This window comes from Sorangium sp. So ce448 (genome assembly GCF_051520915.1).
Taxonomy (GTDB): Bacteria; Myxococcota_A; Polyangia; order Polyangiales; family Polyangiaceae; genus Sorangium; species Sorangium cellulosum_B.
Genome location: NZ_CP150343.1, coordinates 12,670,635 through 12,686,450 on the forward strand (window position 1 = coordinate 12,670,635; position 15,816 = coordinate 12,686,450).

Consider the following 15,816-nt stretch of genomic DNA (forward strand, 5'->3'; position numbering starts at 1 on the left):
GTCACACGCTCCCCGGAGCTGCCGTGTAGTGGACGATCAGCGCGATGTCGTCGATCTCGGCGGCAGGCGCCGCCGGAGCGGCGCCTGCCGCCGACAGCACCCAGGTCCCTCTCCTCGCGCCAGGACAAGGCTTCTCGCTACGGACCAGACCCGTGCTGCCGGGCGGAAGCTCGAGATCGATCGCAGAGAGGCCCTCGGGGGAAGGCTGCAGCTGCATGTTGAACGAGAGCGTCTTTCCGGGCTTGAGCTTCACGTAGACCTCGACCCGCTCGATCTCGATCTCCTTGCCCCGGAGCTGGAACGGGAAGCGCTCGGGCCCCAGGGCGAGCTCGAGGGTGTGAGCTCCGGCCTCGTCCAGGAAGCCCTGCCAGCCGGCGGAGAACTCCTGGCGCAGGCTGAACATCCGCGCGAGCGGCGTGTCCTCTGCGCCCTCGAGCCATTCGTCGCGCGCGGCGCGCGCCGCGTTGCGCAGCGGGACGCCCCCGTCGCGCGCAGTGTAGCGGAGGTGAATGACCACGTCGGAGAGGGTGTCCATGTCGAACGCCTGATCGTCGTGCGGTATCTCCAGGCGCCACGTGGACTCGGCGCCGGCGCCCTCGAAGGGCAGGTAGCGCTCGTCGCGGAAATTGAGCTCGAACATCCCGCTGTCGTTGTCCGCGTGGCTGGTCGCGATCGACTGGACCGGCGTGAACCCCTGCGCGACGTGCGTCTCCGGCTGAGCCGAGTAGTCGGCCGCGGCGTCCGGGTTGAAGCGCACCTTGCTCGACTCGAGCCTCAGCGTGCAATTGACCGCCGTGTACGGACCGGTCACGCACGGCAAGGTCAGGCTGACGCTCTTGATCCGACGCATGTAGTGGCCCGGGTAGTCCATGTCGAACAGCGCCTCCGGGAGCGTGATGACGCACGAGCCGGTCGACTTGAGGGTCATGAGCGCGACAGGATCGTGCAGGAGCAGCGACACGTGCTTCGTGATCTCGAACTCGCGACGATCGTGCTCCATGTACGCGAGCTCCAGGCGCTTGAGGTCGAGGCTCAGGCGGTCGCCGGCCAGCAAGCCCTGGCGCAGGTTGTCCCAGTGACCGAGCTGGATGTACGACGACGAGCTCACGCCGCGCTCGAAGCGGAACGCCTTCTCGGCGCGCTTGGCCGTGTCGTAGGCCAGCTGGAACGCCTGGCTGTACACCGCGGCGATCTGCCCGGCCATCCAGTCGTAGAGCTCGTCGCGCGTGAACTTGTCGCCCAGGTAGGCCTGCGCCCCGCGGGCGTGCTCGATCTGGAGGTCGTGCGCCGCGAGCTCCTTCTCGCTGATCGCCACGCGCAGCTCGGCGGCGGCGATCTGCCGGTCGATCTGCGCGAGCTCGCGGGCCGCGAGCTCCTCCTGCAGCTTCCACTCGTCCCAGCGCCGCTCGTAGCCGCCCATCGTGGCGCTGGCCGTGGCCGCCTCGCGCAGGAGCGTGACGGCGATGGACGCCGCCTTGGCGCCAGCCTCCGATGACGCGCCCAGCTTGTCGCCGTCCAGCGTCGTGGTGAGGGCGACAGGGCTGGAGATGCCGGCCGTGCCCGCCGTCACGGTGGGCAGCATGTGCGCTGCGGCCGCGCCGGCCATCATCACCTCGGTGATCGCCTGCGTCACCGCGGCCGCCCCGCTCAAGGTCAGATGACCGCCCTCCCACAGGTTCATGTACTCCACGTCGCGGTAGAACGCGTGGCGCTGGCTGACCACCTCGCGCGCCGCGCGCGACGCCGCGAGCCCCTCGCGCGCCTCGTTCACCTGTTGCTCCTTCACCTGCCGCAGGGTGTCGAGCAGCTGCACCTCGTGCCCGGCGCGGAGCGCCGCGAGCGCCTCCGCGTCGCGCTTCTCGCGCGCGGCGAGCAGCGACGCTCCGAGGGACTTGACCTCTGCGCACAGCTCGTTCGCCCGCCGCAGCAGCACCTCGAAGCGGTGGTGCGGCGCCGGGGTGCTGACGTCGTTGATCACGGTCGTGATATCCACCCCAGCCGCCGCCGCCTGCACGAGCAGCGCCGGATCGATGGGCGGCTCGAAGAGCGGCAGCTGCCGCTCGAGCCCCTCGATGTTCATGCAGTGGCGGATCTTGAACAGGCGATCCGCGACCGTGTCCCAGTAGCCAAGGAGCTTGTCGTTCGGCGGCACGCAGAAGTAGAGCATGGTCGGCAGGATCATCGCCTCGACCTCCTCGCCCCCGGCGCCGGCGAGCGGCTTGACGAACGACTCGATCTCGACGGCCGCGTTCGAGAACGCGTCGAGCAGCGGCTCGATCTCGCGGTAGGTCTTGGGAGCGGCGCTCGCGCGCGGCGGGATCATCCGCGGGCGCGGACCGAGCATGTCGGCCGCGAGCACGTAGAGCTGCGTCGCCTCGTTGATCGACTCGATCGTGTCACGGCGGAAGAGGTGGTCGGCCCACCGTATCAGGTTGTTGATGTACTTCATCACGACCGTCTTCTGGTACGCGACGAGCCGCATCCGGGCGATCAGGTGCGGGTTGAAGGGGTCGCGCTGCCACGCGTCGATCTGCCGCGCGAGCTCCTCGGAATGCTCGTTGTCCCCCTCGATCTCCTGGTGCAGCGTCTCGATGGAGTTCGCCTGCATGGCCTCGTAGAACGGGCGGAGCTTCCAGAACCGCGCTGGCACCGGATCCTTCGAGCCGGTGGTCGGATCGAAGATGGTGTGGAACCAGCGCTGCGCCTCCTCGAAGCGCTGATTGTCGCTCAGGCGATCGGCGATGAGCAGCGGCGCGTGGAAGAAGAGCTCCCAGTTGTAGGCGGAGTAAGCGCCGTCCGAGCGGAAGTCGATCTCGTCGATGGGTTCGCCAACCACCGCCTGGGTCGGGTCGTACGTGCCGTTGAAGAAGGAGCGGCTCGTGAGCTGCAGCGGCGGCGAGCTCAGCGACCAGTTGAGCAGACCGTCCAGGACCCCGTGGCGGCGCAGCCGGCCGATCATCTCGCAGACGTAAGGATGCTGGAACGTCTCGAAGCGCAGGTGGTGGCTCGGCAAGATCTGGGGGTTCGGTATGGCCTGTTCGGGGCGATTCGCCCAGCTCTCCACCTCGAGGCGCTCCGTCGAGGTGAGGTTCGAGCCGACGGTCCATACCATCGCGGACATGCCGGGGTGGGCCAGCTGGGGCTGGTGCAATGGCGGCGCGCTCTCGGGCAGGGGCGTGACGAGGAAGCTGCGGGTGCCGTCCTCGTAGAAGAAAGGGGCGTCTGCGAGGAAGTCCTCGTCGGTGGGCGGTACGACGAGCCGGAAGGCGCCCGGTGTTTTCCCGAGCGTGACGAGCACCTCGCCGCCCGTGCCGAGCTCCTTGTTCTTCCCCGGCTTGAGCGCCCCGGCGGGCACATACAGCCGGCCGTTGTTCTCGATCGAGGCCGACTCGACGAGAGCCATGCGGTCCTGCGTCGCCCGGCCAGGATGCCGCCGGAGGAACGTGCGGACCTCAGAGGTGTAGTCGTTCAGCCGCCAGCTCCCGTTGCAGCCGGAGCTCAAGAACTCGCCGCGCAGGTAGCTCACGGTCAAGGTGGGTTCGATGGCGTAGTGCCCGCTCAGCGACTCCAGGCATTCCACCACGAGCTCGGCGGACTGCTGGAGCGGGGCTTGCCGCGAGGCCGCCCGGAAATAGAGCGATGCGCCGAGGGGCTGCGACGGATTCCAATTGATCACGCGGAGCGGCGGCGCGTCCACCACGCGCCGCGCGGTCCACTTCCCATCGTCGTACTCGCTGTACGCGAGCTTGACCTGGACATCGGTGCTGGGCGGAGTTCCGTTCTGGTTGGTGCCCTGATTGTCCCTCGGGACCTCCTCGATCATGGCCCAGAAGAGCAGCAGTCGGTCCTCGTGGATCACCGGGAACAGGTGCTCGCTCTGGATGTCGAGCTCGATCTTCTCCCACGGCGTCCAGCCCGCGTCGCGGACGCGGCGTCGATAGAAATGGCTGTGCGGCGTGCCGCGGGTGCGGGCGAAGACGTGCAGCACGTCGGCGGCGGAGGAGACCCCCAGGACGTTCCTGCGCTTCTGCTCGGGCAGGACCGCAATCACCTCGAGCCGCGCGACCTGATCGAGCTTCTCCAGGTAGCCCCGGAACGCGCGCTCGACGCTGCGCTCGTCGAGGTCGCTCTGCAAGAGCTCGTTCTCGAGCGCCTTGAAGAACGGCGTCTTGTCGTCGCGCAGCTCGGGCTCGATCCAGTTCTCTGGATACAGGAAGACCTTCCGGTTGGCCTCCCACACCCGGTAGCTCTTGAGCCACTTCCACTCGCGGGCCGCCTCGTCGTCGAGGACGACGCCGGGCTCCAGCTGGAGGAAGGCGCGCTGGACGAAGAGCTGGACCGAGCCGATCGCCTGCTTGATGCGCGAGGTGAGCTGGCACGGGCCCATCTCGACGTCGACGAGGAGCTCGGCGAAGAGCTGGTTCGAGGTCGCATAGCCCTGCTTCCAGATCAGGAACTCGACGAGCGCCCCGCGCTGGCGCTCGCGCAGCGCGTCCCGCAGCGGCCGCGCCACGGCGGACCACGCCTCCTCGCTGTACTTCGCCTTGACCGCATTGCGGATGCCAGCGGCCGTCGCACGCGCGCCGGCGGCCGTGTCGTCGGCCACGGCCCAGGGCTGCACCTGCGCGGCGGACATGCCGAGGCGCTTGAGGAGGGCGCTCGCGTCGGCGAGCCGCACCAGCTGCTGATCGAGGCCGAGCCCCGCGAACGCCGCCGTGAACCACCCGCCGGTCCCCGCGAGCGACGAGAGGTCCTCCCGCGGCCAGCCTGTCCGCCCGGCGATCTCGGCGAGCAGATCGAGCGGCTGTCCCGCTGCGTTCACGCCCGCCGCGCGCATGCGGAAGAGGTCGGCCAGGGCGGCTTTGCCGGCGGGCAGCGCGTCGCGCACGCGGAGGAGGGCGGCGAGCCGCATCCAGCCGTCCCGCAGCGACGGCGGCGCCGGAGCGGGCTCGACAGGCACGTCGTTCAGATCGAGCCACGACGGGTCGAGCACCCACTGGATCTCGTCCGCGGTGAGCTTCAGCCGATGGATGACGTCGGCGATCTTCGCGAGGCGCACGAAGGCGCGGCGCCGCTGCGCGTCGGACGGGGTGGGGCCGCCGCCCAGCCCGCCGAGGAAGTCGGCGATCGCCTTGCGGTTCTGATCGACCTCGGCGCGGAGCGTCCCGGTGACGAGCTGCGCGATCATCGGCGCGTCCAGGTCGAGCTCCGCCGCGAGCCGCTGGCGTACGAAGAGCTCCGCCGAGAGCGGCTCGCCGGCGCCCTCGGGCGGCTCCGCCCCGCTCGCGATACGGGCGAGGCCGGCGGTGATGTCCGCGAGCGCGGCCTCGACGCGGGCCGGCTCGGGGGCCAGACCGCTCGCGGGCTGCGCCGCGTGGCGCAGGAGGTAATCGAGCCGGGCCACGCCGAAGCGCGTCGCGGCCACCGCGAGCGCCATCTCGACGAACCGCCGCGTCACGGCCGGATCGGCCGTAGTGAACACGTCGATCCCCGACAGCGCGTGCAGGGCGAGGAGTTCCCGCAGCGGCAGCTTGAGCGCGCGGGCGAGCGAGGCAGCGCGGAAGAGCTTCGACAGGTTGGCGAGGTTCAGCGCGCCTCCGCTCACGAGCGGCGGAACGCCGAGCGCGGCCTGGCTCGCGACATCGTCGGTGAGCAGCGCGAGCTCGGCCGCGCTCAGCCGGAGGGCGGCAAGGACGGCGGGCGCGTGGGCGGCGATCGACGGGCTCGTGTCCGCGAGCTCCGAGCCGCCGCTGTTCAGCTGGAACGCTGGATCGATCGGGTTGACAACCGCCTTGTTCAGGAAGAGCCGCTCGTAGAGCGAGCGCTCCTTCGGTGTGGGCCCCGCGTGCGTCTGGATCGGCCCCCACCAGGCGAGCGCCTCGATGACGGGCAACCGCAGCTCGGCGTGCAGCCAGGCGACGCCCGAGAGCCTGACCAGCAGCTCGTCGGACGTGCCGCCGCCCAGCACCGAGAGCGCTTGATCCACCTCGGGCGCGGACCAGCCGAGCGCGCGGCGCAGGCGGGTGAAGCGGTTCATCCGGTGCAGCGCCTGCTGTTCCAGGGCCGGAATGCGCAGCTCCGATAGCTTGCTGGTCAGCGTGTCGGCTCCCGCCGCCGCGCTGATCTGGAGCAGCGCCCCCGGGTTGACGAAGCGCGTATGGAGCATCTCCGTGAGCTCGTCGTAGGTGATCCCGAGGCGTTGCATCAGCACCGCGACGTGCCGCAGCACCGCCTCCCAGTCGCCCTGGATCGGGCTCTGCGACGCGCCGGTGGGATCGGGGATGGAGTTGCCGTTCTGCGAGAGCCCCCAGTGCGTCCATGGGCTGAAGGGGTCTGGGGAGCCCGCGGGCGGCTCGCCGGCGAGGAGCCTTCGATCCTCACCGGAGAGGCGGATCCGCTCGAGCGCGAGCTGGACGCGGTAATCGGCCGACTCGAAGCCGTCGCCCCGGCGGAGCACCTCCATGAGGTGGACGCGGGGCACGCCCAGATGATCGAGGTAGATGCGCGCCTCCTCCTGCCCCAGGTTGAAGGGGAGCCGCCACGGGTAGCGCTGCGTGGCGAGCGTCTCGTAGGCCGTCTCGTGGACGATCTGCTTCGACGGCGGGGGCGGCTGGGGGTGGGCGGCGAGCTCGGACGCGGCGCCGGTGGTCGCGATGTGATCGGGAAAGGTGACGTCGGGCGAGAGCGAGGTGTTCGCGACGGCATACTCCAGGATCTCGTTCACGATGTCCACGTACGGGACGGTCGTGTCCGCGTTCTCGCACGAGAGCTCCAGGCGGGCGATGTCCGGCCGCCGATCGAACAGCACGTCGCGGGCCGACTTGTGAGCGCCCGGGAGCGTGGTTTCCTGCCGTGTGAAGAGGTTGTACCTCGTCTTCTTCGCTATGGACTCCACCGTGGAGAGCTGGCGCTCGAGGAACTGCAGAAGATCGACGAGGTACGCGGCGGGGCCGTAGACCGAGCGACAGTGGTCGCAGGCAGAGAAATCCAGCGAACCGAAGAGGGTTGGCCAGTCCGGGATGAGCGCGGCGTCGGCCGGTGCGGGCGGTTGTTGGTTCGGCAGCACGTAGGTCGTCAACGCGTTGAACGAGGCGTGGTGGCGCGCGAGGAGAGCGTTGGACGCCGCGGTGATCTTGCGCGCGCTCGCGTAGACGGCGCTCGCGCGCGCCGGCCCGAGCGCAGGACCGGCGAGCTCGACGAAGCGGGCGCGCCCCATGCGGAAGATGCTCTGCGCGGAGTCGAGCCCGTAGCTCATCAGGGTCTTGATCTCGGAGGCAGAGGGGGTGATTTTGTGCAGCCTCTCCATGCCGGCAAGCTGGGCGACCACGCTGGCGCGTTGCGGGCCAGAGGCGATGGCGGTCGGATGGCGGCTGAGATAAGCGCGAAACCGGGTCCTCCCGAGCTCGAAGAGATTCTGATCGGTGAGAAAGTCCACGGCAAGGGCGAGCACGTGGGGCACTGGAATGAGGCGACCCACGAGGGCGGCGCCGGGGAAGGCCTTCTCGAGGGTCCAGGTCAGCACCGAGGCATAGTTCTGTCGCTGCTCCTGCGCCGTGGCGCCGGGCACGGTGGGGGGAACGCCGATGGGCGCGCCGTCGACCGTCTGGTCGAGCACGGCGAGCCAATCGCTCTCGTCGCGCCGCGCGAGGTCGCGCAGCGACTGCACCGCGCCGGACGCAAACTGCTCGTTCAGCTTCTTGACCAGCGGCAGGTGGCCGCGGGTCACCGCCGCGAGCTGAAGAGTTCGTTGCGTGGCGCTGATGGCGCTCTGCGTGAAGAACGGCGTCGAAAAGCGGAGCTCGCTCCAGAAGCTCGCGATGCTGGTCCCCTGGAACCCCACGTAGCTTTCGAGCAGCAGCTGCCGGTTGCTCGACGCGGGTACCACGGTCGCGATCAGCTGATCGAGCGATCCCGCGCCGGGTGTCCGCTCCTCGGACGCGCTCGCCACCACGAGGGGCTTGAGCTTCGCCATCGCGGCGTCGATCTCGGCCGCGGACATCCTGAGAATGACGCGCTCGTCGACCGCCCAGGTGATGGCTTCACGCAGCGCCGGGAGGCCGCGCGAGAGCAGCTCCGATCGAGCGCTGGGGAGGCCCCACCGGCGCAGGCCATAGAAGACCTCGGGTGCGATGGTGGTCCCGCCGGCCATCCTGGACGCCTCAGCGATCATGGCGAGCTCCTCGCGATCCACGCCGGAGCTGCAGGCCAAAAGGGCGAGGCTGTCCTCGTCGAGGTCCGCGAGGTCGAGCATGTCGTGGGCGCGAGCGACAGCTGCCGTGACGCGCGCGTGCTCGGACGGCGCGAAGGAATAGTTGCCCTCGGTCACCACCACGTCGATGACGGCGGTCGCCGGCGCGCGGCAGAGGTGGCCGATGGCCATCTGCACCTCGCTGTCATAGACGTGCACCTCGAGGTCCGCGAGCTGCTTCCCGGGGCGTCCGAGCTCGCTCCGCGTGTAGCCGGCCTGGTAGCACCCGGTGGGGTCCGTGTGGCCCTCCGCGAGGGCTGTCCTCGTTATTCCCGAGGCGGTGACGTTCCGATCGAATACATAGATGATCTTGTCCTGGAGCGGCGCGCCGTTCCGGTCGGTGACCCGCCCGCGCACGATCCAGTGCGCCGGAGACGCGGCGCCCGCGGGCGCCGCCGGGTTGACGGCGATGCGGAGCGCCGCGTCGGTCGAGCGCTCGCGCCACAGCAGGGAGTCCCTCGTATCGACGAGCAGCTGGTTGCCTTGATAGACACGGAAGAACCCCGACGCAGGGCTGGAGCCGAGGAGCGGGCGGAGCGACGCCATGTCGAGCTCGAAGGCGAACGAACCCAAGGAATCGGTCGTGGCAGCGGCGATGATCTGAGCTGGCGTGGTGCTCACCCATGCCTCGATTGTTGCGTTGTTCACGCCGGCCATCGAGTCGTTCCCGGCGAGATTGTTGATGTTGACGACGCGACCGATGAGGGTGAGCTTCTGCTCGTTCTGTTTCGTTGCCATGCGAGCATCTCCGCAGAGGAATTGTTGTATTGGTCCGACGCGCTCGCCGTCCGCTCGCGCGGGTATTGAGCAATTGGAGCAGCTTATGCGGTGGATGGCCGTTTGCTGTGTTGAAAAGCTGCCCGTGTCGACGGGGCGAAGGCATCTTCGTCACGTCCATGCTCTTGCAATCTGATCGCGGTATCTGGACTCCTGGAACCGGTCGTGCCCGCCACGTATCGGTGTGAGGTCGGAACGCCGGAATAAGGACGCCCGTCGCTGTCGTTGGCTGTCGCGAGGAGCAGTCCTGCCTTGCTCGCGTGGGCGGCCGGCGCCGGCGAGACCCACCGTGTCAGAGACGCGCAGGGCAAGGTCTCGTTCTCCTGGCCCGGGAGCGAGCGCCTGCGCGTCAATCGCGACGACGGCCGGGAGGCGCTGTTCCCCTACGGCTTCGCCCTGATCACGGCGGATCAGGACACGATCGGCGAGCTCTCCGAGGCGTCCACCGGCGCCGACTGCAACCGAGCCCTTGCTCTGCGCCGCTGCCGATCCCCCGGGCGGCGGCCCTCATCGCCGGTTCGTGAGCACGACCTTGCCGGTGGTCGCGCGGGACGCGACCGCCGTCATGGCCGCCTTCGCCTCCGCCATCGGCGGCGCGGCGGAGACGAGCGGCTTGATCGCGCCCTGGCCGTAGAGCGCGTAGAGCTCGTCTTGCGCCCTGCGCGTGAGATCGGGCCGGGCGCGGCTGTAGGTGCCCCAGTAGAGGCCGACGACCGAATAGTTCTTCACGAGCAGGTGGTTCGCGCGCGCCGCGGGGATGCGGCCGGAGGCGAAGCCGATCACCACGATGCGTCCCTCGAAGGCGACGCATCTGGTCGATTGATCGAAGACGTCGCCGCCGACGGGGTCGAAGACGATATCGGCGCCCCGGCCCGAGGTCCGCTCCTTCACGACGGCGACGAAGTCCTCGCGCCCGTAGTCGATGGCGACGTCCGCCCCGAGGGCGCGGCAGACCGCCGTCTTCTCCTCGCCGCCGGCGGTCGCGATGACGGTCGCGCCGGCCGCCTTGGCGAGCTGGATCGCCGCGCTGCCGACGCCGCCCGCGCCGGCGTGCACGAGGACCGTGTCGCCCCGCTGGACGCCGGCGCGCCGGTGGAGCGCGAAATAGCCTGTCTGGTAGGTGATGGTCATCGCCGCGGCGTCCTCGAACGGCATCGCGTCCGGGAGCGCATAGGTGGTGCGCGGCCCCGCGATCGCGCGCGTCGCGTACCCCCCCGAGCCGGGGAGCGTCGCGGCCACGCGGGCGCCCGGCGGGAGCGACGGCTCGCGGCTCTCGACGACGACGCCGGCGACCTCGAAGCCGGGGATGAACGGCGGAGTCGGCTTGACCTGGTGCGCGCCCGCCGTGAAGAGCACGTCGGGGAAGTTGATCGCGGCGGCGGCCACCTCGATCCGGACCTCCCCCTCGGCGAGCGGGGGGTCGTCCACCTCTTCCCAGACGAGGATCTCGGGAGGACCGAAGGCGTGTCCGCGCCAGGCATGCATGCCCGCGGACCTTAGCAGAAAGCCCAGTCGACCCGGCGGAAGCCGCCGCGGCGCCGCCTCGCGCGCCGGGATCCCCTGCGGGACCGCCGGCGCGCGCGATCAGCGGACAATCTGGATCGGCAGCTTCGCCGTCACGGATCCCTGCTCCTGCCCGTCGAACGTCACCTCGACATCGTAGGTCCCCGGCGCGAAGAACTCGTCTTCCGGGTTGTCCGTGTCCGAGGGCCCGCTCCACTGCCGTCCCGACCAGGAGATCGTGTGCGTCGCCGCCGTCGCGTCGACCTGCACGGTCGCCGCGTCGTCGGGAGCGCAACACCCGGTGTCGCAGAGGCAGTACTGCTGTGGATCCCCCGCCGTCGACAGCCCGGTGATCTGGTACGTGACGAACGAGCGCGGATCCGCGCTCGGCACGACGCAGTGCCCGCACCCGTCCGAGGCCGCGATCTCGATCGGAGGGACGCTCGAGTCGGTCGTGACCGTGTAGACGAACTCCGCTGGCTCGCCCCTCCAGTAGACGCAGCGGCTGGACTCGATCGATATCGTCACGCCCGGGATCGTGCCCTGGACGTCGCGCACCGCGCACGGCTCGGCCCCCGGCGGCAGCCCTCGGTCGCCGTCGCTGCTGCTGCTCGTGCTGTCACCACCGCTCCCGCCACCCTCCTTGCCGCCGCCGCATCCGGTCGCGCACGCAGCGGACAGCAAGGCTATCGCCAGAGCTCGAAGCATGTCGTTCGCCATTCCTTCACCTCTCCCTCCTCCGCGCCACGCCGCCTGTCTGCGGCGGCGCGCGATCGGCAGCAAGGGAGATGCTCCGCGAAGCGCGCTCGGGCTCCAACGGGACAGGCCGTGCTCGGCCCACCCCGGGTCGTCGAATGTGCCACCCTGGGCCGCTGCCTGCCCGCGGGCGTCGCCTCGGCCGTGCTTCAGGGGTAGATCTCGATCGGCAGCTTCGCCGTCACGGAGCCCTGCCCCTGCCCGTCGAACGTCACCTCGACTTCGTAGCTCCCCGGCGCGAAGGGGTCGCCCTCCGGAGTGCTCGTGTCGGACGGCCCGGTCCACTGCCGCCCCGACCAGCGGATCGTCTGCGTCACCGTGGTCGCGTCGACCTGCACGGTCACCGCCTCGTCGGGAGCGCAGCAGCCCACGTCGCACAGGCAGTAGAGCTGCGGCTGCGGATCAGCACCCCACGAGAGGCCGCTGATCTTGTAGGAGACGAGCGAGAGGGGATCGCTCGTCGGTTCGACGCAGCGCCCGCAGCCGGTGGACGCCGCGAGGTCGATCGGGGGGACGCTCGAGTCGGTCGTGATCGTGTAGACGAACTCCGCCGGCTCTCCCCGGTGGTAGGCGCAGCGGCTCGACGCGATCGATATCTTCACGCCGGGGATCGTGCCCTCGACGTCCCGCACCTCGCACGACGGCTCGTACGACAGATCGCTGCAGCCGTCGCTGCAGCCGCCGCTGCCGTCCTCGCCGCTGTCGTCGATGCCGCCGCCGCCGCTGCTGCTGCTGCTGCTGCCGTTGTGGCCGCCGCTGTCGTCGCCGCCGCTGCCGCCGTTGTGGCCGCCGCTTCCGCCGGTGCCGACCTCGCCGCTGCTGCTGCCGCCGCTGCCGCCGTTGCCGAAGCTGACACCAACGCCGTCATGCACGCTGTTCTTGCATCCCATCAGGCACGCACTGGACAGCAGGGCTGCCGCCAGCACGCGAAGCACGTCGCTCGTCATCGCATCACCTCGTGGCTGCGCCACCGAACCTCGCGCGCGGCGGCGCGGGGCGTGCAGCAAAAGGGATGCCTCGCGCAACAAGCGCAGATCCCGCAGGAGCGCCTCCGGCGCGTGACACACTAGATCTTCGATTGTGCCAATTTGAGCCGTGGTGTGCTGTGAGCTGCTGCGCTCCCAGGGCGCCATTCCCGGCGAGCCAGCTGTTCCGGTCCATCCCGGCGACATCTCGATGCACGAAGCAGCGGCCGCCGGCGCGCCGCCGTCACTCGATCTCGGGGTACCAGCACGCCACGCGGTGGCCGCTGCCGGGGACGAGCTCCTCGAGCGGCGGGATCTCGACGTCGCATTTGCCCTCTTCGGCCTTCCGGCAGCGAGGGTGGAACACGCAGCCGTCGGGCGGGTTGATCGCGCTCCCGGGCGCGCCCGGCAGCAGGCGGCGCGCCCTGCTCCCCCGCTCGATCGACGGCGTCGCCTCGAAGAGCGCGCGCGTGTACGGGTGGTGCCGCCGCCCGGCCACGCCCTGCGTGGGGCCGATCTCCACGATGCGGCCGAGGTACATCACAGCGACGCGGTGGCTCACGTGCTCGACGACGCGGAGGTCGTGCGAGATGAACAGCAGGCCGAGCGACAGCTCGTCCTGGAGCTCCTCCAGCAGGTTGACGATCTGGGCCTGCACCGAGAGGTCGAGCGCGCTCACGGGCTCGTCACAGACGATGAAGTCAGGGCGGACGGCGAGGGCGCGGGCGATCGCGACCCGCTGCCGCTGGCCGCCGGAGAGCTCGTGGGGGAAGCGCTCCATCATGTCCGGCCGCAGGCCGACCTTCTGGAGCGCGCCCTCGACCATCGCGGTCTCCTCGTCGCGGCTCCTCGCGAGGTGGTGGATGACGATGCCCTCGCCGACGATCTCGCGCAGCGTCATGCGCGGGTTGAGCGAGCCGTAGGGGTCCTGGAAGACGATCTGCATCCGCTGCCGCATCGCCCGGAGCGCGCGGCTCGACAGGGCGCTCAGGTCGTGGCCGTCGAAGAGGACCCGGCCGACCGTGGGCTGGATGAGCCGGAGCACGAGGCGCCCGAGGGTGCTCTTGCCGGAGCCCGACTCGCCGACGAGGCCGAGCGTCTCGCCCCGGTGGACGTGGAAGGTCGCCTCGACGACGGCCTGCACGAACGACGGCTTCGCGAAGGCGCCGCGCTGCACCGGGTAGAACTTCGAGAGCCCCTCCGCCTGGACGAGCGGCCGCTCGCCCGGCGCGCTCTCCGCGCCCTCCGGGTGCGCCGCGGCTGCAGGGTGCGGGGGCGGCGCGGCGGGCTCGTCGCGCTGCGTGGGCGGCGGGGATCCGCTGTCGCGCGTCACGGGGCGCCCTCGTTGCCCGCGCGCCCCGCGCGCCCCGGGCCCGCGAGGAGGAAGCAGCGCGCCGCGTGGTGCCCCGCGCCGGGCGGGACGGCGTACAGGTCCGGCGCCTCGGCGCGGCAGCGGTCGAACACGGCGTCGCAGCGGTCCTGGAAGCGGCAGCCGCGCGGCGGATCGCGCAGATCGGGCAGCGCGCCCGGGATCGTCGGCAGGCGGAGCGAGCGCTCGCCGCGCACGCGGTGCGGGCGGATCCCGCGCGCCGGGATGCTCCTGAGCAGCGCGCGCGTGTACGGGTGGGAGGGCGCCGCGAGCACGTCGCGCGCCGGCCCTTGCTCGACGACGACGCCGGCGTAGAGGACGACGATCTCGTCCGCGAGCTCGCCGACGACGGCGAGGTCGTGCGCGATGAGCAGGAGGCTCATCGACGTCTCCGCCTTGAGCCGCTCGAGGAGGTCGAGGATCTGCGCCTGCGTCGTCGTGTCGAGCGCGGTGGTGGGCTCGTCGGCGATGAGCAGCGAGGGCTCCGGCGCGAGGGCCATGGCGATCAGGACGCGCTGGCGCATCCCGCCGGACAGCTCGTGCGGGTAGCTGTTCGCGCGGACCTCGGGCTCGGGGAAGCCGACCTTGCGCAGGAGGTTCACGGCGTAGAGCCGGGCGTCGCCGCGGGACATGGGCCGGTGCAGCCGGACGGCCTCGGCGATCTGGGCGCTGACCGTGTACACGGGGTTCAGCGAGGTCATCGGCTCCTGGAAGATCATGCCGATCTTCCCGCCGCGCACGGCGCGCATCTCGCGCTCGCTCAGCGCGAGGAGGTCCTGGCCGTCGAGCTCGATCGCGCCGCCGTCGATGGACGCGTAGGGCGCGGGCAGGAGCCGCAGGATGCTCAGCGCGGTCACCGTCTTGCCGCAGCCCGACTCGCCGACGAGCGCCACGGTGCGCCCGCGCGGCACCGTGAACGAGACGCGGTCGAGGGCGCGCGTGACGCGGCCGTCGGCGGCGAACGAGACGCGGAGGTCGCTCACCCGGAGCAGCGTGGGCGGCGGAGCCTCCTCGGGCGAGAGGGGCGGCGCGGTGCGGGGCAGCGGGAGGGGGCGGCCGCTCGCCGTCGAGCGCTGGGTGACGGCGGGCTCGTCGTCGTCGAGCAGGCCGCGCGCGAGGGCGCCGTGGGGGACGGCGGAGGCGCTGGGCGCGGGAAGAGCGCCCGCGGTCGGCGTGGCGGGCGCGGGAAGAGCGCCAGCGGTCGACGCCTCGAGCGCGGGCGCGGGAAGAGCGCCCGCGCTCGAGGCGTCGGGCGTTGCCGGGGCGCCGGGCAGGGAAGGCGCGCTGGGCGCGGGCGGCCTCCTCTCGCCGCCGTCGTGGCGGATGAGGGGAAGCGGGAGCGACATCCGCGCGCCGAGGTCGTCGTCCTCGTCGTCCTGGCCGTTGCTCACCGTACGTACACCTCGAGGCGGGGGCCGACGCCCTGGGAGATGCCCATCGAGTAGGCGGCCCCGACGGCGTCGCTCCCCGCCGCGAGGATGGCGATGCCGTGGTCGTCCTTGCGCCGCCTGGCCCAGTCGCGCACGAGCGAGGTGACGTCGATCCGCAGCGGCGTCGCCGGTCGGGGCCGCGCGATGGCGGCGGCCTCCGGGATCGACAGGCGCGGCTGCCGGCCCCACGTCGCCGTCTCGGAGCGCCACGGCTCGAGGATGCGGGCGACCTCCAGCGTGAGCGCGCGCTCGGCGGGAGGCGCCATCGGGGCCGGCTCCAGCACGACGAAGGCGCTCGTGATGTCGGCGCCGACGCCGAAGGTCGGCGAGAACCGGAGCAGCAGGACGACCTCACCGCCCCCGGCGCGCCCGAGCGCGACGGCGTCGGGGACGCCTGGCGCTGCCGCGGCGTCGTCCTCGACGAGGACGGCGAGGTCCTCGGGCGGGAGCAGCACGCGGCGCGCGTCGAGGGGTGCCGGGAGGGCGCTCGCCGGCCGGCAGCGCCCGGCGACGCAGTACCCGGCGCCGCAGACGCCCGCGCCTGCGCACACGCCCGCGTTCTTCGCGGGGCCGCCGCCGCAGCCCAGGAGCGGCGGCGCCGCGACGAGCAGGGCCACGGGCGCGAGGGCGGCGAGCAGACGCACAGCGGGGGCGACCATAGCAGAGGGCGGCCCGGGTAGGGCGGCCCCGGTGGCAGGGGCGGGTGGTGGCGGGCGCGGCGCGCAAGGGGGGTGGCGCATCCGAAGCGGGGGCGCGCGCTCGGGCGTG

7 protein-coding genes are annotated in these 15,816 nt (G+C 71.3%); all 7 read right to left on the reverse strand.

Features of this window, described 5'->3' with window-relative positions; all coding sequences use genetic code 11:
* Position 1 precedes the first annotated feature (1 nt).
* The 7 genes from WMF45_RS47625 to WMF45_RS47655 all read right to left on the reverse strand — a co-directional run bounded on the left by WMF45_RS47625 (position 2) and on the right by WMF45_RS47655 (position 15,707).
* Positions 2-8,986, reverse strand: coding sequence for a neuraminidase-like domain-containing protein (locus tag WMF45_RS47625; protein ID WP_437713631.1), 8,985 nt, complete (start codon positions 8,984-8,986; stop codon positions 2-4).
* 546 nt (positions 8,987-9,532) lie between these two features.
* Entirely contained in the window at positions 9,533-10,510 is a 978-nt protein-coding gene (locus WMF45_RS47630) for an NADPH:quinone oxidoreductase family protein (RefSeq protein ID WP_437713633.1), read from the reverse strand.
* Between the two features lie 99 nt (positions 10,511-10,609).
* The gene (locus tag WMF45_RS47635) at positions 10,610-11,236 is read right to left on the reverse strand and encodes a hypothetical protein (protein WP_437713635.1); all 627 of its coding nucleotides are present in this window, start codon (positions 11,234-11,236) and stop codon (positions 10,610-10,612) included.
* A 197-nt stretch (positions 11,237-11,433) separates the two neighbouring features.
* Entirely contained in the window at positions 11,434-12,231 is a 798-nt protein-coding gene (locus WMF45_RS47640; RefSeq protein WP_437713637.1) for a hypothetical protein, read from the reverse strand.
* A gap of 262 nt (positions 12,232-12,493) precedes the next feature.
* The gene (locus WMF45_RS47645; protein WP_437713639.1) at positions 12,494-13,582 is read right to left on the reverse strand and encodes an ABC transporter ATP-binding protein; all 1,089 of its coding nucleotides are present in this window, start codon (positions 13,580-13,582) and stop codon (positions 12,494-12,496) included.
* On the reverse strand, positions 13,579-15,009 hold the full coding sequence (locus tag WMF45_RS47650) for an oligopeptide/dipeptide ABC transporter ATP-binding protein (protein WP_437713641.1): 1,431 nt from the start codon (positions 15,007-15,009) through the stop codon (positions 13,579-13,581). Before WMF45_RS47650 ends, WMF45_RS47645 begins: the two co-directional genes overlap by 4 nt.
* The gene (locus tag WMF45_RS47655) at positions 15,006-15,707 is read right to left on the reverse strand and encodes a DNRLRE domain-containing protein (protein ID WP_437713643.1); all 702 of its coding nucleotides are present in this window, start codon (positions 15,705-15,707) and stop codon (positions 15,006-15,008) included. Before WMF45_RS47655 ends, WMF45_RS47650 begins: the two co-directional genes overlap by 4 nt.
* Positions 15,708-15,816 lie beyond the last annotated feature (109 nt).